The sequence below is a fragment of the Pedobacter hiemivivus genome (genome assembly GCF_004331685.1).
Lineage (GTDB): Bacteria > Bacteroidota > Bacteroidia > Sphingobacteriales > Sphingobacteriaceae > Pedobacter > Pedobacter hiemivivus.
The window spans coordinates 99,739-123,514 of sequence record NZ_SJSM01000010.1 but is presented as its reverse complement, the minus strand read 5'-3'; the positions used below and the strand labels follow the sequence as shown (position 1 = coordinate 123,514).

The 23,776-nt window shown below is 38.5% G+C and carries 25 protein-coding genes and 1 pseudogene; 14 read left to right on the top strand and 12 right to left on the bottom strand.

All coding sequences use genetic code 11. From position 1 onward, the window contains the following. Window positions 1–4: 4 nt before the first annotated feature. Complete coding sequence (locus tag EZ444_RS16290; RefSeq protein ID WP_131610209.1) at window positions 5–2,152, bottom strand: transglycosylase domain-containing protein; 2,148 nt, start codon at window positions 2,150–2,152, stop codon at window positions 5–7. Between the two features lie 119 nt (window positions 2,153–2,271). Here EZ444_RS16290 and EZ444_RS16285 point away from each other — a divergent pair, with 119 nt between their 5' ends. From EZ444_RS16285 to EZ444_RS16275, 3 genes are read left to right on the top strand one after another with little or no spacing between them, the layout of a single operon-like run. Next, window positions 2,272–3,363, top strand: coding sequence for an Mrp/NBP35 family ATP-binding protein (locus EZ444_RS16285; RefSeq protein ID WP_131610271.1), 1,092 nt, complete (start codon window positions 2,272–2,274; stop codon window positions 3,361–3,363). A 51-nt stretch (window positions 3,364–3,414) separates the two neighbouring features. Continuing rightward, complete coding sequence (locus EZ444_RS16280; RefSeq protein WP_131610208.1) at window positions 3,415–3,660, top strand: NifU family protein; 246 nt, start codon at window positions 3,415–3,417, stop codon at window positions 3,658–3,660. Window positions 3,661–3,714: 54 nt separating this feature from the next. Beyond that, a complete protein-coding gene (locus EZ444_RS16275; RefSeq protein ID WP_131610207.1) occupies window positions 3,715–4,356 on the top strand; it encodes a peptidase associated/transthyretin-like domain-containing protein in 642 nt (213 codons plus the stop codon). Here EZ444_RS16275 and def read toward each other — a convergent pair. Genes def through EZ444_RS16250 form a run of 5 tightly spaced genes read right to left on the bottom strand, consistent with a single transcriptional unit; the run spans window position 4,353 to window position 8,834 of the window. Continuing rightward, window positions 4,353–4,913, bottom strand: a complete 561-nt coding sequence (def, locus tag EZ444_RS16270) for a peptide deformylase (RefSeq protein WP_131610206.1) — start codon at window positions 4,911–4,913, stop codon at window positions 4,353–4,355. The two genes, EZ444_RS16275 and def, sit on opposite strands and share 4 nt — an antisense overlap. An 18-nt stretch (window positions 4,914–4,931) precedes the next feature. After that, entirely contained in the window at window positions 4,932–6,161 is a 1,230-nt protein-coding gene (locus EZ444_RS16265) for a M16 family metallopeptidase (RefSeq protein ID WP_131610205.1), read from the bottom strand. A gap of 42 nt (window positions 6,162–6,203) precedes the next feature. Beyond that, window positions 6,204–7,391, bottom strand: a complete 1,188-nt coding sequence (locus EZ444_RS16260; RefSeq protein WP_131610204.1) for a hypothetical protein — start codon at window positions 7,389–7,391, stop codon at window positions 6,204–6,206. Next, on the bottom strand, window positions 7,388–8,371 hold the full coding sequence (locus tag EZ444_RS16255) for a DUF2157 domain-containing protein (RefSeq protein ID WP_131610203.1): 984 nt from the start codon (window positions 8,369–8,371) through the stop codon (window positions 7,388–7,390). Before EZ444_RS16255 ends, EZ444_RS16260 begins: the two co-directional genes overlap by 4 nt. Before the next feature lie 4 nt (window positions 8,372–8,375). Beyond that, window positions 8,376–8,834, bottom strand: coding sequence for a hypothetical protein (locus tag EZ444_RS16250; RefSeq protein WP_131610202.1), 459 nt, complete (start codon window positions 8,832–8,834; stop codon window positions 8,376–8,378). A 157-nt stretch (window positions 8,835–8,991) separates the two neighbouring features. Between EZ444_RS16250 and htpG the strand changes: the two genes are divergently transcribed. Next, window positions 8,992–10,881, top strand: coding sequence for a molecular chaperone HtpG (gene htpG, locus EZ444_RS16245; RefSeq protein ID WP_205945286.1), 1,890 nt, complete (start codon window positions 8,992–8,994; stop codon window positions 10,879–10,881). A gap of 147 nt (window positions 10,882–11,028) precedes the next feature. On the opposite strand, the gene EZ444_RS16240 is transcribed toward htpG, so the two are convergent. Together EZ444_RS16240 and EZ444_RS16235 are read right to left on the bottom strand one after the other, a co-directional pair. Beyond that, complete coding sequence (locus tag EZ444_RS16240) at window positions 11,029–11,628, bottom strand: helix-turn-helix domain-containing protein (protein ID WP_131610201.1); 600 nt, start codon at window positions 11,626–11,628, stop codon at window positions 11,029–11,031. A 216-nt stretch (window positions 11,629–11,844) separates the two neighbouring features. Then, the gene (locus EZ444_RS16235; RefSeq protein ID WP_131610200.1) at window positions 11,845–12,309 is read right to left on the bottom strand and encodes a pyrophosphohydrolase domain-containing protein; all 465 of its coding nucleotides are present in this window, start codon (window positions 12,307–12,309) and stop codon (window positions 11,845–11,847) included. A gap of 282 nt (window positions 12,310–12,591) precedes the next feature. Here EZ444_RS16235 and EZ444_RS16230 point away from each other — a divergent pair, with 282 nt between their 5' ends. From EZ444_RS16230 to EZ444_RS16220, 3 genes are all read left to right on the top strand, one after another. Next, window positions 12,592–13,293 (top strand): DUF4397 domain-containing protein, encoded by a 702-nt coding sequence (locus tag EZ444_RS16230; protein WP_131610199.1) that lies wholly within the window; start codon window positions 12,592–12,594, stop codon window positions 13,291–13,293. A 147-nt stretch (window positions 13,294–13,440) separates the two neighbouring features. Continuing rightward, entirely contained in the window at window positions 13,441–14,031 is a 591-nt protein-coding gene (locus EZ444_RS16225; RefSeq protein ID WP_131610198.1) for an RNA polymerase sigma factor, read from the top strand. Beyond that, a complete protein-coding gene (locus EZ444_RS16220) occupies window positions 14,028–15,341 on the top strand; it encodes a hypothetical protein (protein WP_131610197.1) in 1,314 nt (437 codons plus the stop codon). Before EZ444_RS16225 ends, EZ444_RS16220 begins: the two co-directional genes overlap by 4 nt. 2 nt (window positions 15,342–15,343) lie before the next feature. On the opposite strand, the gene EZ444_RS16215 is transcribed toward EZ444_RS16220, so the two are convergent. Genes EZ444_RS16215 through EZ444_RS16205 form a run of 3 tightly spaced genes read right to left on the bottom strand, consistent with a single transcriptional unit; the run spans window position 15,344 to window position 17,327 of the window. Beyond that, a complete protein-coding gene (locus EZ444_RS16215) occupies window positions 15,344–15,964 on the bottom strand; it encodes a hypothetical protein (protein ID WP_131610196.1) in 621 nt (206 codons plus the stop codon). Further along, entirely contained in the window at window positions 15,954–16,457 is a 504-nt protein-coding gene (locus EZ444_RS16210) for an RNA polymerase sigma factor (RefSeq protein WP_131610195.1), read from the bottom strand. The genes EZ444_RS16215 and EZ444_RS16210 overlap by 11 nt, the downstream gene beginning before the upstream one ends. Before the next feature lie 3 nt (window positions 16,458–16,460). Beyond that, window positions 16,461–17,327 (bottom strand): TraB/GumN family protein, encoded by an 867-nt coding sequence (locus tag EZ444_RS16205; RefSeq protein ID WP_131610194.1) that lies wholly within the window; start codon window positions 17,325–17,327, stop codon window positions 16,461–16,463. A gap of 169 nt (window positions 17,328–17,496) precedes the next feature. Between EZ444_RS16205 and EZ444_RS16200 the strand changes: the two genes are divergently transcribed. From EZ444_RS16200 to EZ444_RS16180, 5 genes are all read left to right on the top strand, one after another. Next, window positions 17,497–18,096, top strand: coding sequence for a TlpA family protein disulfide reductase (locus EZ444_RS16200; RefSeq protein ID WP_225874747.1), 600 nt, complete (start codon window positions 17,497–17,499; stop codon window positions 18,094–18,096). A gap of 137 nt (window positions 18,097–18,233) precedes the next feature. Continuing rightward, window positions 18,234–18,632 carry a hypothetical protein gene (locus EZ444_RS16195; RefSeq protein ID WP_131610193.1) on the top strand — a complete coding sequence of 133 codons (399 nt, stop codon included), beginning with the start codon at window positions 18,234–18,236 and terminating at the stop codon, window positions 18,630–18,632. Between the two features lie 32 nt (window positions 18,633–18,664). Next, window positions 18,665–19,258, top strand: coding sequence for a penicillin-binding protein activator LpoB (locus tag EZ444_RS16190; protein ID WP_131610192.1), 594 nt, complete (start codon window positions 18,665–18,667; stop codon window positions 19,256–19,258). Window positions 19,259–19,284: 26 nt separating this feature from the next. After that, window positions 19,285–20,718 (top strand): COG3014 family protein, encoded by a 1,434-nt coding sequence (locus EZ444_RS16185; protein WP_131610191.1) that lies wholly within the window; start codon window positions 19,285–19,287, stop codon window positions 20,716–20,718. Between the two features lie 31 nt (window positions 20,719–20,749). Next, on the top strand, window positions 20,750–21,013 hold the full coding sequence (locus EZ444_RS16180) for a hypothetical protein (RefSeq protein ID WP_131610190.1): 264 nt from the start codon (window positions 20,750–20,752) through the stop codon (window positions 21,011–21,013). Here the strand turns inward: EZ444_RS16180 and EZ444_RS16175 are convergent. After that, a pseudogene (locus tag EZ444_RS16175) lies at window positions 21,010–21,507 on the bottom strand (magnesium chelatase subunit ChlI family protein); the annotation flags it as partial. The gene EZ444_RS16180 and the pseudogene EZ444_RS16175 sit on opposite strands and share 4 nt — an antisense overlap. A 95-nt stretch (window positions 21,508–21,602) precedes the next feature. Here EZ444_RS16175 and EZ444_RS16170 point away from each other — a divergent pair. Next, window positions 21,603–21,971, top strand: a complete 369-nt coding sequence (locus tag EZ444_RS16170) for a helix-turn-helix domain-containing protein (protein ID WP_131610189.1) — start codon at window positions 21,603–21,605, stop codon at window positions 21,969–21,971. 17 nt (window positions 21,972–21,988) lie between these two features. Further along, window positions 21,989–23,740: a DNA integrity scanning protein DisA nucleotide-binding domain protein gene (locus EZ444_RS16165; RefSeq protein ID WP_205945285.1), complete on the top strand. Its 1,752-nt coding sequence runs from the start codon at window positions 21,989–21,991 to the stop codon at window positions 23,738–23,740. Window positions 23,741–23,776: the final 36 nt, after the last annotated feature.

Sequence of the window (23,776 nt, the reverse complement as noted above, 5' to 3'; positions counted from 1 at the left end):
TTACTTACAGCTGTTTTGCCTTCTCCTGTTCTTTTTCTTTTTTCCGTTGTTCGCGACGTTCCTGCCTCAATTCTTTTCTTGTTTTGGTCGTGTCTGTTTTTACTGCAGTAGTGTCTTTTTTCTGTTTGCCAAATATCCGGTCAAATAAGCTTTTTGGTGCATCATGAGTTTCGATAGTCGGTAGCGGATCATCATTGTCAAATGCATTCGTATCTATTTTTGTAGAATCAGGAAGCAAGTACTTTCTCAATCCTTCGCGCAGGCGGACATTGTAAAAGCCGTATCCGCTGCTGTCTGTTGCTGTTAGGCCTCTTCCTGCCATAATCTTTCCAATAAACTTAAAGTAAGGATAAAGGTAGTCTTTAAGCCCGCCATCATCTTTGAATTTATATAAGGCTATTTTAGGCCTGGGTACGATGTTGGCCAGAAAAATTCCTTCTCCAATGTTCAGATCAGAAGGTTTTTTGCCAAAATAATACCTGGTTGCTTCTCCAATCCCATATATATTCTGGCCCATTTCTATGATGTTAAAATAAACCTCTAGCATCCGATTTTTGCTCACCAGGCGGTTGTTTTCAATCAACCAAACAATAAGAATTTCTTCTGCTTTTCGGGACAGTGTTTTTTGTCTGCTCAAGAAGACGTTTTTCACCAATTGCATGGAAATGGTGCTTCCACCCCTAACAAATTTCTTTGCCTTAAAATTGACCGCAATAGATTTACGGATAGATTCCTGTACAAAGCCCTTATGGGTAAAGAAAGAAGGGTCTTCAGAGGTCAGAATAGCATTTTTAAAGTTGCTGGATACCTCTGATAATGGTGTGTAATTCGGGTTAGCGGGGCCGATTAAAATATCACGCATAGGTTTCCCACGCTCGTATGGCGTGTAAACAAAGTCTCCATTGATCTTTTGAAGATCCGTTTTTCCCCATTTAAGGATCTTAAAATTAGTAGGTGTCAGCGAGGAATTGAATTTTACACTGTCCGGAAGCGAACTGTCAAGGTAAAAATCAAGGTCATAACGGATCTTCCCAGTTACCTGCATTCCATCAAGAGACTCAAACAACCCTTGCGGAAAAGCCGTTAAAATTTCTTGTGCATCCTGTTCCGGTGCACGAAGTTTTACCTCATAAATTTTGTTGGGCGATAAAGTGTATTTTAAATAGGGGTGAAGAGTTGCTTTTTGAAGAAAAACGGTTGAAGAGCTGTCTAATGCAACAAAATTCTTTCCAATAAGCATATCAGCATCAATCTTCGCATTTGAAACGACGATGTCGTTTGCTGCGATTTTAGGATGGTTGATCAGTAAGTTTTTTATCGACCAGGAGCCTGATATTTTGAAATCATCACCACTAAATTCGGCATTTTTCATTTCCGTTCTTACCGTATCAAAGCTCAATTTAGCACGTAACTTACGATCCAGATAAGGCAATTCTACCTTTTTATTGTCTGCAAACAACATGATGTCCAATTGTTTCTTTCCGGGTTTTACCGTTCCGTTAATGTGCCAGGTAGACTCAGTGCCATTTACTAAAATCGTTGAGTTTAAGTCACCATCGTCAATCGTGGCTTTCGTCGTCAAAAAACTAAGCTTTGCAGTATCGTTATCGTTTACATTCAATAGAAAATCTGTGATTTTCATATTGTCAGGGATCTTATATAAAACCTGATTTAGCAGGTTATGAGCAAGATCGGCGAGACCTGTTTTCGTTTTATTTTCTGTGCTGTCTTTCTTCTTTCTTTTCAGGATGAAGTCCAGATTGCTTAAAGAGTCTCTGAAAACTACATTTAGCTTGCCTACGTTTAAATTAATTTCGGATAGTTTAACGTCACCAAAAATCAATGGAAAAAGCTTAACGCCAATGGTCATGTCGTTTATGGTGGTCAGGGTGTCTCGGTCTTTGGGGACTACCGAGATGTTTTTCATATGAACCGTACTCAGTCCATTAAATCCATATTCAGCAATTTTAACATCAAGTCCATAATCATTTTCGGCCTTTGTAATGGCCTTTGCCATCATTTTTGTTAAAAGGGCCTCTCTTTTGGTATAGGCAATAACACCCCCAATGATGAGCAAAAGAAGAAAAATCCCCAATACCCACGCTCCGGTCTTTATGTACTTTTTAGGGATGTTAATTTTTGGAAGATGCATGCTATGAAATAGATTTTATTGCTAAACGTTAAACTCAAATGTTTATTTCGTGTTAAAATTACAATAAAAAGGGGCATTTAAAATTAATTGTGGCCGTCTTTTGTTAATTTTGAATAATGATGATTAGCCCAGAACAAGTTCTAGCCGCTTTGAGAAATGTTGAGGATCCAGATCTTAAGAAAGATTTGGTTACGCTGAACATGATCAAAGACCTAAAAATAGTAGATAAACAGGTAAGTTTCACCTTAGAGTTGACCACCCCTGCTTGTCCCATGAAGGATATGCTTAAAAATGCATGTTTAAATGCCGTTAAGCACTTCGTGAGTCAGGAAGCAGAGGTAGAGATTAATATTACTTCTAGAGTAACCAAGCCGATGGATACCACACAGCTAAAAGCAATCCGAAATATTATTTTGGTTTCTTCGGGTAAAGGTGGAGTTGGTAAATCTACAGTGGCCAGTAACCTGGCGATTACCCTTGCTGCTGATGGTGCGAAGGTGGGTCTTATAGATGCCGATATTTATGGACCATCTGTGCCGATTATGTTTGACCTTGTAGGTGCAAAACCATCTGCAAGAGAAACTGAAGATGGCAAAACTTTAATCATGCCGATAGAGAAGTATGGTATAAAACTCCTTTCTCTAGGCTTCTTTGCAGATCCAGATCAGCCAGTACCATGGCGTGGACCAATGGCATCTAATGCAGTAAAGCAACTATTTAACGATGCCGACTGGGGCGAGCTGGATTACCTGATTGTGGATCTACCCCCGGGAACAGGCGATATTCACATTACCATTACGCAAAGCTTTCCTATTGCAGGAGCTGTGATTGTGACGACCCCTCAGCAGGTGGCTTTGGCTGATACACGTAAAGGATTGGCGATGTTTAAAATGCCGAGCATTAACATTCCTGTATTGGGAGTGATAGAAAACATGGCTTATTTTACGCCAGAAGAGCTGCCAGACAATAAATATTATATTTTTGGAAAAGACGGTGGTAAGGAATTGGCAAAATCGTTTGCGGTACCATTTCTGGGAGAGATTCCGATTGTACAAAGCATTACTGCTGGCGGTGATAGTGGTAGGCCAGTGGCTTTAGACAAAGACAACAAAATAGCAGTGTCTTTTGCTGAAATTGCGGGTCGGGTTGCACAACAAATTGCTATTAATAATGCGCAAACCGTAGCAGCCTCTCCTCTGGTTGCTGAATAATGATGCTAAATGAGGAAAAAAATTACTATTTTTATATTTTAATATACCAAAATGAATTTAACAGAAAAAGTAGAGGAAGCATTAGAAACTATCCGCCCATATTTAATTGCTGATGGTGGAGATGTTGCTATCGAGGAGATTACGGCGAAAAATGTAGTTAGATTGAAATTATTGGGTAACTGCGGATCGTGCAAAATGAGTGTGATGACTATGAAAGCAGGGATTGAGCAAGCAATTATGAAAGCTGTTCCTCAAATTACCGCAGTTGAAGCAATAAACCTGACAGAGTCGGTTTAAATGATTTAACACAATTTAACTAGCCGTTTTATTTATAACAGCTATTTTTGTAATATGAAGTATTTGCTAACCATCATGTTGTCTCTTTTTGTTTCTTCTGTATTTGCACAGCAAATTACTAAGGAGAAACAATTGATTCAATTCGCCGGAATTATTACCGATGTGGATAGCAATACTGTTGTTCCTTATGTAACGGTTACCAATTTAACCAATAAGGAACAACGCTATGCCGCAAATTATAAAGGCTATTTCTCTTTTATAGCACATCCAGGAGACACGATATTATACAGCGCAGTTGGTTATAAAGACTTACTGTTGGCTATTCCTTCGCAAATTAATGACAGTAAATACACTGCCATGGTTAAAATGAAGGCAGAAATTGTAAATCTACCAACCGTAAGAGTTTACCCATGGGCAACTGTAGAAGACTTTACAAGGGATTTTATGTCCATGAAGATCGCGGATGATGATTATGCCATTGCGGCTCGAAATCTTTCTTCTGAGAGCCTTGGGGGATTAATGATGACCCTTCCAAGAGACGGGGGTGAAATTCAAAGTATCAACAACCGGTTAAACCATGATCGTGCTTTAAACAAGAACATGGTTCAAACCAATCCGTTATTAAACCCATTTGCATGGGGTAAGTTGATGCAATCTATCTTTAAAGGAGATAAGGTTAGAAGCGAAAGCAACTAGCGCTTTTTGCTCTGATTTGGAAAACGCATCTTATAGTCAGCCTTTATATTTCCTTTAGAAATCGCATCCAATTTACTTTTCAGCATTCTTTTACGCAATAAACTTAAAGTGTCTGTAAATAGCTTTCCTTCAATGTGATCGTATTCGTGTTGGATCACACGTGCAGGCATTCCAGTAACTTCTTCCTCGTGTTGTACCCAGTTCTCATCGAAGTATTTGATACGGACGTTAGGCTTACGCATTACATCTTCTCTAACGTCAGGGATACTTAAGCAACCTTCATTAAAAGCCCATGGCTCACCGCTTTCTTCGATGATTTCGGCATTGATGAAAACCTTTTTAAACTTGTTTTTATCATTCTCATCAGCCCCGGTATCTACGATGAATAAGCGTATCGGCAAACCCACCTGTGGAGCGGCCAGCCCAACGCCATGCGCGTGGTACATGGTTTCGAACATGTTGCTGATTAATTGTTTTAGATCCGGATAATTCTCATCAATTGGTGCGCACACTTTTTTAAGAACCGGATCTCCGTAAGCTATAATGGGAAATTTCATGGTACAAAAGTACAAATATTACCCTAAAGGATAAAAGGTTAGCGATGTAAGATTACTTTCATCTAATATTTCGTTGGCAATATTGGCCATATCACTGGTGCTAACCGCCTGAATCTTCTTAAATACAGTCTCAAGATCATCGATTTTGTCATAATCAATCAAGCTTTTTGCCATTGCTACAATCAGGCCGATCCTGTTTTCTTCGCCCAGCGCTATTTGACCAATAAACTTATTTTTCGCCTTTTGGAGCTGAACTTCGGTCAGAGGATGATCCTTGATCTTTTTAAATTCCTTAAGAATTAGCGACCATGCCCTGCTTACCTTCTCTTTATCTGTACCAAAATACAAGGTAAAAATACCGGTGTCACTAAGCGGGCTGTATCCAGTTTCAATGGTATAGGCAATGCCGTATTTTTCGCGTATTTGTAAGTTCAAAATAGAGCTCATTCCTGTTCCACCAATCAGGTTGTTTAACAATAAAAGACCTGTTTTATAAGGATGGTGTAAGGAATAGGCTTGGGTACCCATCATGGCATGTGCCTGTTGAATAGGTTTTTGAAAGGATTGAGACGTTACAAGATTCTTTGCGGGAGGAATTCTAGATAAAACATGTAGGTTGGCTGGGATATCTGAATAGTGCTTTGATCCAACCTTTACAACTTTGTTTAAGGTGTAGTTTCCCAGTACAGCAACCACTATTTTATCTGTGTGATAGTTGTCTTTAATGAACTGTAGAATATCTTTTTTATCCAGCTTAGTTACGCTTTCGGTAGTCCCCAGTATATTTCTTCCCAGTGGATGTCCCGCCCAAAGCTGATCTTCAAAATCATCACATATCGCTTCCTCGGGCTGATCGAGGTAAGATGAAATCTCGTCAAGGATGACACTCTTTTCTTTTTCCATCTCATCATCCGGGAAGGTAGAATGAAAAACAATATCATTAAATAGCTCCAGAGTCCTATCTAGATAAGGATTAAGAAAGGAAGCATGAATGCAGGTATATTCTTTGGTCGTATACGCATTTAAGTCGGCACCCACACTTTCCAGCCTGTTCAGGATCTGATTCGTGTTACGCTTTTCTGTGCGCTTAAATACCAGGTGCTCAATAAAATGGGCAAGGCCAGATTTTTCTTCCGCCTCATCCCTAGAACCACTGTTTATGATGATGCAAGCATGAGATATTGCCGATGCAGAAGGTACATGAAGTAAGCGGATGCCATTTGGCAAAGTATGAACGTTGTATTCCATAAAGGGGCAAAGGTACGTAAGATTAACGAAAAGCGATAGGCGTTAGAAACTACCGCTGGAGCCTCCGCCGCCAAAATTTCCACCGCCCATACGGTGAGCATCTGCACCAACCGGCTGACTGGAAAGGGTTTCCCCAACAATAAGCGATTCGACTTGAATCTTATCTAAGATATGCCCATCCGCTATTTCTGCAGCTGTAAAGCCGTTTCTAGGGCTTTTTAGATACTTCATTGTAAACCAGGCAATCCCAATTAAAGCGATACCTGCCAGTACAAGTACCAGTTCAGTTGGCAGAATATGATAATAATTTCTAAAGGTAAAAGCGGCAATGGCTACCAATATAAATCCTCCGCGGAGTAAAACCGTATCTTTTTTCTTCAGTCCGAAGCCAATATATAACAATGGGATGATAAAAGTCCATGACCAAAAGAACCAGGCAAAAGGAATAGATTGGCCTTCTTTTAATGCATCATCGCTCAGATTGCTCCCAAGTTCGCGAACAACAAAGTAGTTTCCGGATAAATACAAGAGTAGCAGACTAATCATTTTAACGGCACTGATGCAGTTCTTGTAGAAAGGGTATTGTTGACGTTGTTGCAGCAGATTGGCTACATAATATATTGCCCCGGAGAGTATCATCATTAGAAATGGCAATGTTTGAAGGGCATAAAATCCGATCTCCAGCCATCCATAAAAAACGAATGCGGCCAATGAAAGTATGCAGGTGATGGCGATTAGAGTATCTGCAAATCGGGCCATAAAATAGGCAGAAAGCAAAAAGATAAAACCAGAGATAAAAAGTTCCGCTTGTCCGGAATTTTTTGAAAGAAAAATATTATCCATCATAAAGATGAAGGAGAAGAGGAGTAGTCCGCCTGACACCCACATCAATGCATCATCTGCGCCCGACTGGTAATGACGTTTTTCAATTACCATAAACTCTAAAGCAACATAAGTTACCACACCAAGGAAAAGAAGATAATAGAAAGAATCGATGATCTTAAAATCGGATAGCACTAAACTTAAAAGCCCGATGCTAAAACTAAGGATAATCAGTGTTAGCAAAAATATCCCTGCTCTCATAAAGATATTGGGACTGTAAAAGCCAACTGGATACTTTTCCTTTATATTATTATGTTCCTCGGTATCAATATTTCCCTGTGCAAATGCAATCGCGGCTTCATCCTGAATGCTAAGGCTATTAAGCCACTCTTTATTGTAGATGATCATAACGATTTTACTTTTTTATTTAGGTGAATTAACACTTTTATAAATCCGATGGCTGAAACAATGAAATAAAAGAAGCCAAGGTAAATTGCACCGAGATCGTTCCCTTTTACCAGGAAGTGAATGACCAATGCGGAGATGGCGATGTACGAATAAATCGTGCATAAAAGCAAAAAATAGAAAGATTTATGTCGGATAGCATTGTTATAAATGTACCAGGTAAAGGCAAGGAGTAAAATGATCCATAGGATAGAAATTTCCTGCTCGAAATCATAGAAATAGCCGAATAAAAGGGCAATGAAGGTCACGTGTGTGCCAAAATGAAGATAAGTAAAATGAAAATGCTTTTTGATATGGAAACGTTCCGAAAGAAAAGCAACAAGGACCAAAAATAGGCCAAGAAATAGCCCGGTTAAAATAAATGGTCTACCATTACTTTCCGCAATGTCAGATACCAGCGTCATAGGATTTACAGAGATGCCCAGCCAAACGCCTAAATTGGTGATGGCCATAGACAGGATCCCCAGGTGGTCAAAGTCGTATGCTACATAAAATAGCACCAACATGGGTATAAAAGTGGCGAGACCATAATTGGTCCCAAATACGCTGTATTGAAACTGCAGATAGCCAACAAAAATAAGGAAACTGAGACACGCTAATAGCAATAGGTAGTCGAAAAGGGAATCAGGAGAATTTACCTTTTCTTTGTTAAAGGGCTTTTTTCGACGGTAACAATAGTAGAAACAACCGATGCATATCGCAGCAATGAAGGCCAGAATAATCTGATGACCGATGGTATCTATATTTTTATAGATCAAAATACCTAGACCGGTACTCAATAACATTACGCCTAGATAGAGTAAAGATTTCAATTCCCAATGTAAAGAGAATAGCTGATTCCGTTTTTTCTCGCGGATATTATTTAAGGTTTCCTGTCGGATACAGCCTTCCTCAAATAGTTTTTCATATAGACCGGTGTTCATGATATTATAATTTTTCTGTGTCTGGATAACTCAAGTTTAAAGTATCTATTACACCTTGTCTGCTTGGCCGGGTAAGGATTAATAAGACAATAGCAATTGCCGGGACTACTAGAAATATGGCATTTGCCGAAATTAGGAAGCCTACGATGTTCATGAGCGAGGCCCCTTCTAGAAAAGCAGAACGGACAATAAAAGCTGCTTGATAGCCTGCAATTTTTTCATCAGCATTAGCCCCTTCGGGTAATTTGCCCAGCAGTTTATTAAACATGGACCTTCCAAAGACAATAAGTCCCAGTCCAATTAATGGAAATAGTGGATACAGACCCGAACGATCCGAAGCTATCGACAGGTTAAAGTGCATGGTTTCTTTATTTAATAAGAGGGTTACCATTGCAAAACTGATTATAGCGAAGCAAAATGCACCAAGTATAATTTGCATAGCTTTTAATTTAGAAGAATTCATTAGTCGTTAATTTTGATTTGTACTAATATATATATGTTTTTATAAATAGTTCATATTGATGGTTTTTTATAAAGCGAGTTTACTGTCAATTTGACAACATAGTTAGTTTGGAATAACCATTGATAGGTGTGTTATGTACTTAAAAATGAGTTTACATATGAGCATAGAAGAAAAAGGAAGCATATCCATTCACACGGAGAACATTTTCCCAATTATCAAGAAATTCCTGTATTCAGATAACGAGATCTTTTTAAGAGAGCTTGTATCAAATGCCGTTGATGCGGTACAAAAAATTAAACGTTTAGCGGCTCTTGGACAATACAGTGGAGAACTAGGTAACCCATTAGTAGAGGTTGCAGTAGATGAAGAGAAAAAGACCATTACCATTACAGATAATGGTTTAGGTATGACTGCCGAAGAGATAAAAAAATACATCAATCAAGTTGCATTCTCGGGTGCCAGCGAGTTTGTTGAGAAGTTTAAAGATGCCAAAGATGCTAACGAAATCATCGGTAAATTCGGGTTAGGGTTCTATTCTGCATTTATGGTTGCTGATTTGGTAGAGATCCAAACACTTTCTTATCAGGATGGCGCAGAGCCTGCACGTTGGGTATGTGATGGTAGTACCGAGTATGAAATTACCGCTGGTAATAAAACTACTAGAGGTACAGAGATCATATTACATGTAAATGCAGAATCAGAAGAATTTTTAAGCAAAAATAAGCTGGAAGAAATTCTGGATAAATATGGTAAGTTCTTACCTGTTCCAATTAAGTTTGGTACTAAAACAGAGCAAGAACCGGATGGTGAAGATGAAGAAGGAAAGCCTAAAACTAAGAGTGTTGAGGTAGATAACATCATCAATACAACTAATCCAATCTGGACAAAAGCACCTGCAGATTTGTCAGACGAGGATTACCTTGCATTTTATAAGCAATTGTATCCTTTCTCAGAAGATCCATTATTCTGGATCCATTTAAATGTAGATTATCCTTTCAACTTAACGGGTGTATTATACTTCCCTAAAGTGAAGAATGATTTTGATATGCAACGCAACAAAATCAAATTATTCTCGCGTCAGGTATTCATTACTGATGAGGTAAAAGACATCGTTCCTGAGTTCTTGATGTTGCTACATGGTGTAATTGATTCACCGGACATTCCATTGAATGTTTCTAGAAGTTTCTTACAAGCTGATAGTAACGTTAAAAAGATCAACAGCTACATCACTAAAAAAGTAGCGGATAAATTGCAGGAACTGTACAATAAAGATCGTAAAGGTTACGAAGATAAGTGGAGTGACATTGGCCTGTTTGTAAAATATGGCATGGTGAGCGAAGAGAAATTCTACGACAAAGCAAAAGACTTCGCTTTGTTAACCAATACTAAAGAAGAACATTACACATTAGAAGAATACCACAATAAGGTAAAAGACCTACAGACCGACAAAAACGGACAAGTAGTTTACATTTACGCTAATGATCCGGCGAAACAGGATAGCTTTATCCAATCGGCCAATAAAAAGGATTACGACGTATTATTGATGAATTCTCCGATAGATAATCACTTCATCAGTCAGTTAGAGCAGAAGCTAGAGAAAACGTCGTTAAAACGCGTAGATTCAAGTGTAGCAAGCAAGCTGATTGATAAAGATGAGAACGTAGAGTCGGTATTGTCAGAAGATCAGTCTAACAAGGTTAAAGAAATCTTTGAAAAAGCGATAACTAAACCAGGATATAATGTAGAGATTGTGGGCTTAAACCCTGAAGAGTTGCCGGTAACTGTGACTATGGATGAGTTTATGCGTCGTATGAAAGATATGGCAGCAATGGGCGGCGGAATGGGCTTTTATGGCAATATGCCAGACAGCTATAAAGTAGCCATCAATGGTAACCACAAGTTAATTGGAAAGATCATTGCAACTGATAATGAAGCAGAACAAGGTTTATTGGCTAAACAGGCAATAGATTTAGCTTTACTTGCACAAGGAATGTTAACCGGAGCGGAATTGACTGCTTTTGTAAGCAGAAGTGTCGAATTAATTTAAAAAATAACCGTTCTCTTCTAAGGCTGGCATCTTTTGCGAAGGGCAAAAGCGCCTGAGGCCTTTTCAGAGAAGGTAATTTTTTCTTCACAAAAAAAGCGTGCTGCAAAAAAGGTAGCACGCTTTTTTTGTTTACTTTTTATGGGTTGGTTATCTTAGAAATGGAATAGCAGGCTGGTAGATTACTGTCTTGTTCTTGTAGCTTCTGATTGCATTAAAAACGATGATAATGATGTTTAATCCATACAATATCGGGATCAAGAGAATGAATGATTCAGTCCCCCCAAGACCCGGAATGAAAGAGGAGCTAATTTTTAACTTAAACATGAATGCCATGAAGTATAAGACATTCATAGTGAAAAAGGTGATACACCATGTAATTTGAAAGTTCAGCAGCTTTTTTCCGGTTTCATTGAGTTTCTTTATTTTATCCTTTTTAGACACCCATAAAACAAAAGGAATAATTACACCTAATAATGGAAAAACAATAAAACTTAATGCGGATATGTTTAAGAACATGAGCACAGTTGTGTCTTCCTCTTCTGTCCAGTCAATCAATTGGTCAGGAGTAACGTTTAGTACTGCTGCTAAGCGTTTTAAAGTATCACCTCTGGGTTCTGTTTCTCCACTCTCAATTCTTTGGATGGTTCTTAAATTCAGCTGGGCAGCTATTGACAGCTCGTCCTGACTGAGGCCTTTTCGGGTTCGTAATTCTTTTATTTTTTTCGCCAACTCGGTATTTTTCATCATATAGTTATTTGGTTCGGAGCCGAAACTAAGGCAAGTTGTGCTTTTTTCTTTACGACTTGTTTACGGCATCTTTACGACATCTCTGCCTGAGAGGGTTTAAAGGCTGTTTATGCATGATTGTTGGTAAGGTTTAGCGAGCGAATAGATAGATTCGCCGTAAGAAGTCGAGCGAGTATTGAAATAAAATTTTAGCAGAGGCTGCCCTCTGCTAAATAATTAAAGAATGCTTTGCAGATCTGCAGGAGAGTAGTTGATAGATTTTAAGGTTTTATTGTCATTAGATCTGTATACCAAAAACAAAGAATCCTCTTCTTTATGATAAGCATCACATTGCTGAGTTGTTCTGTAATGTTGTATCGTTTGATTGGCTTCTTCTTCTGATTTGCAGGCTTTGCTCATATTAGAGCGGTGTACTTCTTCAAAAAGACTTTTGAATTTATCACCTAGTCCAAATTCTAAGATGGCACCTGCCAGTACATATTGTAGGTCGCATAAGGCATCAGCCACTTCTACAAAGTCGTTGGTTTCAATGGCGTGTTTCAATTCGTTAAGTTCTTCGGCCAGTAAGGAAACCCTTAAGTTAGCCCTTTCTCTAGATGGAATGCCCGGAGTTTCTTTTATTGGATGCTTAAATGTTTTATGAAACTCTGCTACCTGGTTTAATGAATTTGCTTCCCGCATGTTTTTAATGGATTTTTGTAATTTAAATCTACACTTATTTATTCCAGGCCAAAATTAATGGAATAAAATTAAAATTGTTTGATCCGGTCAAATATTCGAGTCGGATTGCATTGAGGCATTTCCCCGAAATCATAAAAAAATATTACTTGCTGTAGCGTTTTTGAAACAAAGCTCGTTTTAGTAGGAAAAACAGTTAATGGCCATTAACCTATTATTTTACAAAAAATAAAAATGAAGACTTCAGATAAGAGGACTTCGAAACCCTTTAAAAAGTAAATGATTATGAAAAAAGTAAATAGTTTCAAAACGATATTTAAAGCCTTTATTGCCTTACTTACTGTATCTGTAGTTTTTGTCGCTTGCTCAAAAGACAGATATGAGACTGTTCAAGTGGCAGGTCTTTCTATGATTAATGCCTTTGCTGCACCAGATCCTTTAGATTTTTATGTCGATCAAACAAGAGTGAATGATACGGCATTCAAATTCAATAGTAAAATTGATTATAAAAACTTATTTCCAGGAAACAGAGCGCTAAGCATAGCTAAAAGAGGATCAAATAAAGCTTTAGCTTCTGAGCGTTTTAACTTGGTTTCGGGTCAGGGATACTCTATTTTTGTATTGGATACCCTGAATACAAATACTAAAAAATACCTTTTAACTCAGGATGATTTAAGCGCGCCTGCTGCTGATAAAGCAAAAGTTCGTTTCATCAATTTAAGTAAAGATGCACCTGCATTAAGTCTTAGAATTAATGGGAAAGATGCTGATTTGTTTACAAACAAAGCGTTTTATGAGTATACAACCTTTACTTCAATAGATCCAGGTGAAAGCGTAACCTTTAACATAACAGGTACAGCTGCTCAAACAACGCTGCCAAATGTTAAAATAGAGAAAGGTAAAATCTATACCATTTATGCAAAAGGGACTTCAACTGCAACGATAGACAGTTTGAAATTAGGAGCTGCAATTTACACACACAAATAATAGCTGCTTATATTAGGGGTTGTTCAACAGAACAGCCTCTAATAAAAGAATGAAACAATGTTGAAGATGACAAGTTGATCTTGTCCTGAAAAAAAGGCGTATATTAATGGAAAACGTATAAACTAACCCCTAACAGCTTAAGAAAGGATGCTCAAGTTTGAGGACGCTATAACAGGGTGTTTAAGGAATGACAATAAGAGTAAAGAGATGGTGTATAAATCATTCTACGGCTATTTAATGGGCGTAACTTTACGTTATGTGGAGGATCGAAATGACGCGGAAGAGTTGGTTAATGATAGTTTTATAAAGGTTTTTAAGAATATAGGTCAGTTTAGTGCCCCAAAATATAATGATCAGGTGCAAAAAGCCTTTAAAGGCTGGATAGCTAGAATTTCATCCCGAACGGCTATCGATTTTTTACGGAGTAAAAGGACTTTTTTATACGTAGATGATATTACTGAAGAGCAGCAACCACTTACTGAACTAAATGCAGTATCGCAGTTAAATGTGCAGGATATTATGAAGCTATTGAATAAGCTGCCGGAAACACATAAATTGATTTTTAATATGTACGAAATTGAAGGCTTTTCGCATGAAGAGATTTCAAAAATGCTAAACATCCCCGAAAGCTCATGCAGGGTTTATTTAACAAGAGCAAAGAACAAGTTGAGAGAACTGTATAAAAACTCCCTGATGGATTCATATGAACCGACAACACAAAATATCCGAAAAATATGAAACGGGCAGATGACGAGCTGTTTGCTCACATAAAGGAAAGTTTGACGGAGCACGAGGAGGTTTATGTTCCCGGTGCATGGGAGCGCTTTGAGAAAAAAGAAGGCAAAAGAGCTGGCTGGCTATGGCTGACAAGCTTAAGTGCTGCCGCGGCCGTATTTTTAATTGGCTTCGCTGTATTTTATTCCAATAATAAAATATTAGTGACCCAACCTGTACAAGATCAGGCAAAAGTTGAAACAGCTAAACAAAGTACAGCTGTATTACCGAATGAAGCATTAGAAGCGATCCCACAGCGCACTATAACAGAAAATTTAAATACTAAGGTTGCAGAGAATATTGGCGTAGTTGCACAAAGAAAGAATAATCTGGTGGCAAATAGCCCTTTAATTGTCGCTGTTCAACCTGATAAGCCAGTTCAGCAAGCTGCTGTTTCAAACGAACAGCCTTTTGTTGTGCAAGCACAAAATAATGCAGTAAATACCAATCCAACAAACCTTGTTAAGAAAAATGATGTGATCTCAGCAGCGGTGGATTCTGGGAGCATCGCTAAAGTTCTGGTAAAAGAAAATACGCCGGTTACAGAGGGTAAAACGCGCAGCTTTCAGGACTTTCTTGATGCTGAGGTAAAAGCGAGTAGCAATGCGCTCGCATCGACAAAGCCAAGTGCTACAAAGGCAAATAAATGGGAAATGGGACTAGTTGTTGCCCCTTCTATTGGTAACAGTAAAAAGTTAAATATGGGCTATGGGCTAAGCTTAGGCTACGCATTATCCGATAAAGTTTCCATTAGCTCTGGCGTATCTTATAATGAAATGGGGGCTTCAAAAAGCATGACCGGTGGAGGAAATACTTATGATTCGCCAACTACTAGCGCTATGGTTAGCAATACCCAAAGCTTGCAATCTGTCGATGCCAATGTGATAGGGATCGATATTCCTCTTGGAATCAAGTATAACCTCAGTAAAAAGTTTTATACTAATGTTGGTGTATCTGCGTTTGCTGTTTTAAGCCAGAAGCAAAACAATAATTACCTGAAAGGATCTCTTGAATATGCGGTTCAGGATGCATCAAATGCCTTAGCCCTAAAAACTGTTTTTACGACAAAATCGGTTTCTGAGCCGGTACCATCTGCCGAGTTGCCAAACGATAAATATTTAGGTTTTTACAATATTTCCTTCGGCTTTAAACAGAAATTATCTGGTAGTAAATCATTTGCTGTTGAACCCTTTATGAAGCTGCCGATGAAAGAGTTTACAAAAGATAACCTGAACCTTATTGGTACAGGGCTTCGGTTGAAGTTTGATTTCTAGGGCTATACTTCTTTCAATTCTTTTAAGATGTTTTCAATCTCTTTCGCATACTTCAGATAATAGGTTTTTAACCAATATACCGCTGAGAAATGAAGGAAAGTATAGATCGTCACAACGCTCAGACCAAAATAAAGGTAAAAGGAGGTCTGTGTAACACCAGACTGCAGTAAGCGTACTACATGATTGTATTCTACGTTTATGAGCAGTAAGCTTAACATCATCAAAAGAAATGGGAACAGCATGTAGCTAAACATTTTGTAAAGTTCCATATTTAACTTGATGTCATAATTTACTTCATATAACGCATCTTTTGTCGTCAATGAGGCTGCGCCAACGCGTTTGTAAAAGGCATAAAAGCGTGCGAAAAAATAAACGCAGGTAACCACAAACAGTATATATATCACATTAAAAGGTAAAAGGAGCACAGGTTTAAAATGATAGACTTTGGGTACAAATGCAATTAGTAGAACCGCTAATGCCTGTACAACAAATTCGTGTCGCATGTTCCTTTTAATCTTATCAAGAGGCAATTCTGCACGCTTAAGTTCCTCTATTCTATTGGGTATTTCTATGTTGCTGTCGGGATCCTTGCCCCAGGCAGATTTTATATCATCAAAATTCATATCCTTGTTTCTTTATAAGTTCTTTTAATTTGTTCTTCGCTCTGTTTAGTTTAACTCTTGCATTTCCTTCACTAATCCCAAGGTTCTCTCCTATTTCTTTGTGCGAATAATCTTCAAGGAAATAGAACATCAAAGCTTTCTCAATTTTATCTAGCTGTTGCAATGCTTTGTAAAAGTGTGCCAGCTGTATTTCTTTAGTTTCGGCGTCGTCTGTTGGGATCTCTATTTCATGGGCAATTGTGGCATAAGCATCTTCTTTTCGTTTTTGCTTTTTGAAATATACAATTGCTGTGTTGAGCGCCACACGATACATCCAGGAGGAGAACTTGCTTTGATGGTTAAAGGAGTCGTACGATTTCCATAGTTGGCAGATGATTTCCTGAAACAGATCTTTCTGGTCGTCATCATCATCCATATACATCCTGGAGATTTTATGAATGATTCCTTTGTGGGTTTCTATTTGTTCAAGAAATTCTTTTTCTCTTGCTTTCAAACCTTATTTCAATATGGGTTTAACCTTATAACCTTGATTTTTCAGTAATTGTAATATACCGTCTTTTCCTGGTAAGTGTCCGCAACCTACAGCAAAGAAGCAGCTTTGGTTTTTCATCATTGCCGGCATATGATTAGCCCAATTGGCATTTCTAACCTGTAGCATCCATTTGTTGCTTTCTTCTGTATTGCCCCATCTTTTGTCTTTTAACATTTCACTTACTTTATCCAGATCCTCCATTTTGTAAGTGCTAATCATCTCGGAAAATACGGTTTTGTAATCATCGAAACTAGTAATCTGACGAACCAGTTCATCGTCACTAAATGCTTTTGCAAAGAATTCTGTTTGTTGTTTCACGGTTTCGAGTGCGCCAATGGTTTTGTTTTGTGCTTTGGCAAAATTAATAAATTCAACCTCATAAGATTTGATTTCCGAACATGGAAGTGTTTTAGCAATGGCAAAGCTGGTGATCGCAGCTAAAGTAAGCTGATCCAGTTTTTTTAATGATGTTCCTGTTTTTAGGGTCAATACGGAGTCCAAGCGGTTAAATTGCGAGGGACTTAATTTTTTACTTAACGGAATCGCTGACATTATCGATTTTTGAAGCTCGGTTATTTCTGATGGATCCGTAAAGTTTAGTTCTAATACTAGATTGTCGGCACTCGTCATGGCGCTTTTGGTTTTGTCGCTGATCAGGAAATCCGGTTCACAGATCATGTGGATCGTGCCGTAAATATAAGATGGTTTGGTTAAGCCATTTCCACTCACTTCCCATAACAGGGATTTTGCAGATTGTTTTTGTTGCGCCTTAATATTAACTGTGAAAATTAAGGTGGCGATAAGTAGAAGGGTGCAGAATAAATTTTTCATATAGATAGTTTTTTTTGGGTTTTCATAGAGTAAGTATTGGGGAGATAAGATTCGTTACAGATTATTTTTAAATAATTTTTAAGATTAACAATGAAATGTCAAAAGCTGTCCTAATTGGGCTTGTTGAAGATTGAATCTCGTAGCTTTACAAAAAGCGCTCTACTGATAGATGATGAAGAAGATTTTTAATAAAAAGAATATTGTAAACGGACTGTTCCTTGGCTTTTTTCTGGTACTTATTTTTGTGCCTGCAGCAAAAGCTTTAATGATTCGTGGATTGATGTCAGTTGGGCTTTTTAGTCCATCTGTGGAGAGCCCTAAGGAAAATGCGGCTCCAGAAGCTGTAGCTGACCTAGGAGGTATTAGTTTTAAAGATCAATCAGGTCGTATCGTTGATTTGGGAAGTCTAAAAGGGAAAGTTCTTTTTCTGAACTTCTGGGCGACCTGGTGTCCACCATGCCTGGCCGAAATGCCTTCTGTAAATAAGTTGTATGAGCAGTTTAAGGATGATAGAGACGTTGTCTTTATCATGGTAGATGCGGACAGTGATTTTGCAAAATCGCAAAAGTATATGGATGGAAAGGAGTATAAAATGCCAGTATATCATGTCGCCAGTAACATTCCAGAGCAGATTTTTAAAGGCTCATTGCCTACGACTGTAGTTTTTGATAAGCAAGGGCGCATTTCTTACAATGAGGCGGGTGCAGCAAATTATGCCAGCCAAAAATTTATTGACTTCATAAAAAAGTTAAAGGAAAGTAACAATTAGCCCAAATTAAGGTCTTAAGGTTAAAATAAGTTAAATGATTACAGGACGTTAAAAATTCTGTAAATTTATAGAGCATTCAACAAAGAACCGGTTAATCTGGGAGGATCTATGCCGGGGCTTATTAAAAATATATACGGATGAAAAGCAATTTGATTTTTGTATGGAGTTGTATCGTAGGAGTAGCCTACGCAACGGGCGGTTATGCGCAAAAAGTCGATCCGATAAAGGATCAGAATCCCAGGCATCAGGAAAGCAGAGCTAAATATATTGAGCTGGCAGATTCTTTGAATCGTGATCAGGGATCAACAGCTCAAAAGACCTATAAAGCTTACGATTGGTATGAAGCACGTGAAGAGAAAAGGAAGCTAAGAAGAGAACGTAATTTTCAGTTAAACCTTAACGGCGGGTATTATTACGGTAGTCCATACTTTTATCCTTCAATCAGCTATGGCAATTATGGCTTTGGCGGCCGATTTGGTTATGGCGCTCATGTCGGTTTTGGTTTTGGCAACAGCAGACCGTGGTACGGATGGTAAACAGCATATTTAAAAACTTTATATTCAAAAAAATGCAGGTAAAAAAGATAATGACTATTGCGGCTATTGCCGTTTCGGGAATGATAATCACTTCTTGTTCACGACAAGTAACACGCGTAAGCACGGATCAGGCGATTGATGTAAGTGGTAATTGGAACAATACCGATTCCAGACTTGTTGCGGAAGAGATGACACAGACAATTTTGGGGGGTAAGTGGCTATCCACTCACCTGGAAGAGAAACAAGGCAAAAGACCTGTGGTTATTGTTGGTGTTATGCAAAACAAAAGTCACGAACATATTGATGCCGAAACCTTTGTCAAAGATGTAGAGCAGTCTTTTATTAAAAGTGAGCGTGTACGTTTAGTACAGGGCGGTAAAAAAAGAGAAGAGTTACGTGGAGAGAAAGCAGATCAGCAAGACAATGCAACGATCTCTACGATGAAGAAATTCGGATTAGAAAATGGAGCGGATTATATCCTTCAGGGATCGATCAATTCTATAGTAGATTCGCATAAACGTAAAAAAGTAGTGTATTATCAGGTGAATTTAGAGCTTACTGATATTCAGACCAACGAAGTAGTTTGGATTGGAGATAAGAAAATAGCTAAATACGTTAAAAATTAGTCGGCATTACACCGACTAAATACAATATGGCACATATCCGCAGGAATATCTTTAAAGCATCATTCTTTTTAGGAGTGATGCTTTTTCTTTTCGGCTGTTCCAGCTACAACGACATGATTGCGTCTTATTATAAGCAAATCTCTGCAGGTAATTATGCCGAAGCAGTGAAAGAGTTGGATAAGAACAAGCTGTTGCAAAAGCCACGGAACAAGCTCCTTTTTTTAATGGAGAAGGGGAAAGCTAGTCACCTTGCTGGCGATTATGAAAGTAGCAACCAATATTTTAATGAAGCCGATCAGCTCCTGGAGAATGGAATTGGCGGGGCTATGGATGCAGTAGTGGGAACATTGGTAAACCCAATGACACAAAGCTATAAGGGCGAGGATTTTGAGAAGTTTATGATTCATTATTATAAAGCCTTAAACTATGTGTACCTGAATAAAACGGAAGACGCCATAGTGGAGGCCAGACGGATCAGCCTGCAATCACAGCAGCAAGGCGATAAGTTTAACGATAAAGATAGCCGCTATTCAAAAGATGCCTTCTCTCTAATGCTTCAGGGATTGATTTATGAAAGCGATAGGGATGTAAACAATGCTTTTATTGCTTATAGAAATGCCGTAGAGGTGTACTTGAAAAGTGAAAATCAGACCTACTATGGTACAAAAATGCCGGATGAACTTAAGCGGGATGTATTGAGAACGGCCTATTTGAATGGCTTTACTTCCGAACTGGGACGCTTTGAAGGTCTATTTGGTATGAAATACGAATCTAAGGCTGCACCTGAAGGTGGAGAGCTCGTTTTCTTTTGGGAGAATGGCCTTGCACCAGTAAAACAACAGGAAGAATTCTTCTTTTCTTTAGTTAAGGGCAGCTCTGGCGATTTGTTTTTTACCAACCTTGGAGGGTCGATCATTATACCCTTTAATTATGGCTATAGCGATGGTAATTTTAACCTGAATGGTGTAGAGAGCTTAAGAGCCACCTATCCAAAATATGTTGCCCGAGCGCCATATTATAATTCGGCCACTTTAAGCAATGGTGCGCAAACCGTTTCATTTGAAAAGGCTGAAGACATAAATGAGCTCGCTTTTAAAACCTTGAGTCAGCGTTTTATGAAAGAGATGGGGAAGGTCTTGACTAGGTTGGCAGTTAAAAAGAGTGCGGAATATGTGCTTAGGCAAAGTTCAAAAGGATCAGGTAAAGATGGGAAGGACAACTCTTTGTTAGAAGGACTGGGCTTTGGGATGCAGTTGTATAGTTTGCTTTCAGAAAAAGCGGATACGCGAAATTGGCAATCTTTACCTGCTAATATTAGTTATACACGCATACCTTTGCAGAAAGGAAACAATACCATCACCCTGAGTTTAAAAAGCGCATCGGGGACTGAAGAATCGAAAACAATAGAAATTACAGGAACTGGAAGGCTACAGTTTTATAACTACTCAACTTTACGCTAACCGTTTCATACAATTAACAATAGAATACAATATGCAACCATTTGACATTACAATAGGGACAATAGATTATGCTGTATTTCCTGAAGGGGAAGATACTTACGTTATTTTTAAAGACGGAAAGGAATACGTGCACATTCAAAAAGATACGGAAGAGCAATGGTTAAAGCTCGATGAGGTGACGGCTTTGCCTTTATTTGAAACCAACGAGGAGATCAACGCCATTGGCCGTGCGATTGTGGCACATGTACCGGAAGAAGAGGATGAGGACGAAACTGAGGAAGATCTTTTAGATTAACCCGACCAACTATCCCTGTCAAGACTGCGGTAATGTATTGCCTCTGCCAGATGCTCTAGTTTAATGTCCTTACTTTCCGCAAGGTCGGCAATGGTTCTGGATACTTTTAAAATACGATCATAAGCGCGGGCCGAAAGGCCGAGCTTTTCCATCGCTTTTTTAATTAAACCTTGCCCAGCATCATTTATTTTGCAAACGGTTCGAACCATATTGGGGCTCATTTGTGCGTTGTAGTATAAGTTTTGACTGGTACTGAAGCGGGTATCCTGAATAGCCCGAGCCTTAATCACCCTTTCTCTGATGGTGGCACTCTTTTCTGTTTCGAAAGCAGAAGTCAGCTCGTTGAAATTTACAGGCGTTACTTCTACATGCAAATCGATGCGGTCTAATAAAGGGCCAGATATTTTGCTGAGGTATTTTTGAACGACACCAGAACCGCAAATGCATTCCTTTTCAGGATGGTTAAAAAAGCCACATGGACATAGATGCATTGCCTTGTTTGCGATACCGACAACAAGTGGATAAACCGTTGCCACTATCGATTCCAGTAGACCCAGTGACTCTCGGCGAGCATATAAGAAAGCGAAGGATGGAACTTAGAATATTTCAGACAGATGTCGCGAAGATGTTTAGTGTTAGCGAAGACTGCATTACCTATTGGGAGAATAACAGGAGCAAACCTCAAATTAACCACTACCCACGCATTATTCAGTTTCTGGGATATTTTCCATTTGAACTGGACACGTCTACCATTAAAGGTCAGATTAAAGCCTATAGATATGTAAACGGGCTTAGTCAAAAGCGTTTTGCTATGCTGATGAATGCTGACCCTGTAACCGTTCGGTTATGGGAAAACGGAGAACGCTCCTTGTCTATGTTAAAGAATCTGAAGTTAAAGGAATTGTTGGAAACTACTGATTTTGCTAGAAGTCAAAATCTCAATGGTAAAGATAAATAAACCGCTATCTTAGTTATATGAAAGGTGATACAATCGATTTATTCATGTGGGGATATCAACGGCATATGCACAGGTCTTTACAGTTTTCTGCTGAAGAAGTTTTTAGAAGATTATCTCCTGGTTTAAATCCCAGTGTGTTTTTCCTCGGAATCCTAGTTGATAAGAGAGAGGGTCGTAAAGACATTTGCATAGAACCGGAAGATTGCGGGGTCAGTGTTAATCAGTTTTCAAGCCTGAAAAATTTGGCTAGTGAATTGAGTTCTACCGATCAAGCGGGAAATATTCGATACTCGCAACCTTTGATTCAGAATAGCTATGAGCAGCAAATCACTGACAGGGCTTACGTTGATGCCATTAAGAGAATTCTAAAGAAAACCGATTTCGATGATGAGAGCGACTATCATGTCGCCTCTCCCATTTACATTGAAGGTTTTCTAGTATTCACTGTACTTACGTTGTCGAATGCGTTTACAAAATCACAATATTCCCTTGTAAAGGATAAGTATGATCAATTTCCGATTTTAAGATCACTTACCGAAGCAATCATTACATGTTTTCTAAATGAATGCTCAAATGCATTAAAAGATCCTAACAGAGGATTTTCAGTGATTGATAGGGATGCCGATGAATTGTTTCGTGTTGCCGGCCGACAATTTATGTATACAATTTCGGCTGCTGGTGGAAATTTTGATGGTATCCACGGATTATATGAAGCCTGTAATCAAATAGCCTCTTTAAGATACGAAGGAGCTATAGGGCTAGGCAGTATTATAGTTGCTGAAAAAGGACATAAAAACGTAAAACTGACGCTTGAACTTGCCCAACCAATTAAGGTCAAGGATTTTCGGATGGTACGTAAATTTCTGGAAGTTTCCGATAGTAGTTCTGCCATAGTGTGTGATTCAACATTGATTTATGGGCTGGGTGAAATTAGAAATAAATACAATCCGAAGGATGAAAGCTTATTCATAATTAATTTTACTAGTCATTTTACCTGGGTTGTGTCTCATGACAATAATCCCCTTATGGAAGTTGAATATCGACAACCAAAACTCCCATCTGAGAAAATCAACCAAGAGAAATTTTACTCCGACTTCTTCAGAATATTTAAGGACATTTCCAAAAGCCAACTAGATGATCTTTGGGAGGTAGCTATGGCGGCATGTGATCAAAAGCATGGGACGATGATCGTAATTTCGGATCTTGCAAAGTTGGAAGCAGAAAGACTGGGGCGGCAAAGCTTTCCAATTAAGCCCATAAAGCTTACAGATAGTATGATAAAGAAGGTTACATCAATTGATGGTGCACTGCTACTTGATAGAGATGCGAACTGTCATGCAATCGGCGTTATTTTGGATGGTCTAGCGTCAGATAAGGGGGATTCCGCGCGTGGTGCGAGGTACAACTCTGCCATCAGATATTACGAAAAGTTTGATAATTCGAAGTCTTTGGCTATTATTATAGTCTCTGAGGACGGGATGATTAATCTTCTACCTGATCTGATCCCTCAGATTAAGCACAGTACGGTAGAATATGCAATTAAGGATTTTAAAAAAATACTCGACGAAAGCAAATTTGACTCAGTTAGCTTTAAACGGAAGATGCATTATTTCAAATCAATACAGTTTTATTTACAACAGGATGAATGCGTGACCATCAATGAGGTTAGGAAGCAAATAGAAAAAAAGTTTGAAGCCGACCCCAAAATGACAAGTACCTATAGTGATCTTACATCGAATCCTCAAATGGACGATAGTTTTTATATTTAAGGAAATCTGCACCGAGGAGACCTTATATATACTCTA

What these genes read in the sequence shown, in the direction of transcription:
- EZ444_RS16290 (WP_131610209.1), bottom strand. Translation starts at nt 2,152, where the DNA reads ATGCATCTTCCAAAAATTAACATCCCTAAAAAGTACATAAAGACCGGA.
- EZ444_RS16285 (WP_131610271.1), top strand. Translation starts at nt 2,272, where the DNA reads ATGATTAGCCCAGAACAAGTTCTAGCCGCTTTGAGAAATGTTGAGGAT.
- EZ444_RS16280 (WP_131610208.1), top strand. Translation starts at nt 3,415, where the DNA reads ATGAATTTAACAGAAAAAGTAGAGGAAGCATTAGAAACTATCCGCCCA.
- EZ444_RS16275 (WP_131610207.1), top strand. Translation starts at nt 3,715, where the DNA reads ATGAAGTATTTGCTAACCATCATGTTGTCTCTTTTTGTTTCTTCTGTA.
- def (WP_131610206.1), bottom strand. Translation starts at nt 4,913, where the DNA reads ATGAAATTTCCCATTATAGCTTACGGAGATCCGGTTCTTAAAAAAGTG.
- EZ444_RS16265 (WP_131610205.1), bottom strand. Translation starts at nt 6,161, where the DNA reads ATGGAATACAACGTTCATACTTTGCCAAATGGCATCCGCTTACTTCAT.
- EZ444_RS16260 (WP_131610204.1), bottom strand. Translation starts at nt 7,391, where the DNA reads ATGATCATCTACAATAAAGAGTGGCTTAATAGCCTTAGCATTCAGGAT.
- EZ444_RS16255 (WP_131610203.1), bottom strand. Translation starts at nt 8,371, where the DNA reads ATGAACACCGGTCTATATGAAAAACTATTTGAGGAAGGCTGTATCCGA.
- EZ444_RS16250 (WP_131610202.1), bottom strand. Translation starts at nt 8,834, where the DNA reads ATGAATTCTTCTAAATTAAAAGCTATGCAAATTATACTTGGTGCATTT.
- htpG (WP_205945286.1), top strand. Translation starts at nt 8,992, where the DNA reads ATGAGCATAGAAGAAAAAGGAAGCATATCCATTCACACGGAGAACATT.
- EZ444_RS16240 (WP_131610201.1), bottom strand. Translation starts at nt 11,628, where the DNA reads ATGATGAAAAATACCGAGTTGGCGAAAAAAATAAAAGAATTACGAACC.
- EZ444_RS16235 (WP_131610200.1), bottom strand. Translation starts at nt 12,309, where the DNA reads ATGCGGGAAGCAAATTCATTAAACCAGGTAGCAGAGTTTCATAAAACA.
- EZ444_RS16230 (WP_131610199.1), top strand. Translation starts at nt 12,592, where the DNA reads ATGAAAAAAGTAAATAGTTTCAAAACGATATTTAAAGCCTTTATTGCC.
- EZ444_RS16225 (WP_131610198.1), top strand. Translation starts at nt 13,441, where the DNA reads ATGCTCAAGTTTGAGGACGCTATAACAGGGTGTTTAAGGAATGACAAT.
- EZ444_RS16220 (WP_131610197.1), top strand. Translation starts at nt 14,028, where the DNA reads ATGAAACGGGCAGATGACGAGCTGTTTGCTCACATAAAGGAAAGTTTG.
- EZ444_RS16215 (WP_131610196.1), bottom strand. Translation starts at nt 15,964, where the DNA reads ATGAATTTTGATGATATAAAATCTGCCTGGGGCAAGGATCCCGACAGC.
- EZ444_RS16205 (WP_131610194.1), bottom strand. Translation starts at nt 17,327, where the DNA reads ATGAAAAATTTATTCTGCACCCTTCTACTTATCGCCACCTTAATTTTC.
- EZ444_RS16200 (WP_225874747.1), top strand. Translation starts at nt 17,497, where the DNA reads ATGATGAAGAAGATTTTTAATAAAAAGAATATTGTAAACGGACTGTTC.
- EZ444_RS16195 (WP_131610193.1), top strand. Translation starts at nt 18,234, where the DNA reads ATGAAAAGCAATTTGATTTTTGTATGGAGTTGTATCGTAGGAGTAGCC.
- EZ444_RS16190 (WP_131610192.1), top strand. Translation starts at nt 18,665, where the DNA reads ATGCAGGTAAAAAAGATAATGACTATTGCGGCTATTGCCGTTTCGGGA.
- EZ444_RS16185 (WP_131610191.1), top strand. Translation starts at nt 19,285, where the DNA reads ATGGCACATATCCGCAGGAATATCTTTAAAGCATCATTCTTTTTAGGA.
- EZ444_RS16180 (WP_131610190.1), top strand. Translation starts at nt 20,750, where the DNA reads ATGCAACCATTTGACATTACAATAGGGACAATAGATTATGCTGTATTT.
- EZ444_RS16170 (WP_131610189.1), top strand. Translation starts at nt 21,603, where the DNA reads ATGGAACTTAGAATATTTCAGACAGATGTCGCGAAGATGTTTAGTGTT.
- EZ444_RS16165 (WP_205945285.1), top strand. Translation starts at nt 21,989, where the DNA reads ATGAAAGGTGATACAATCGATTTATTCATGTGGGGATATCAACGGCAT.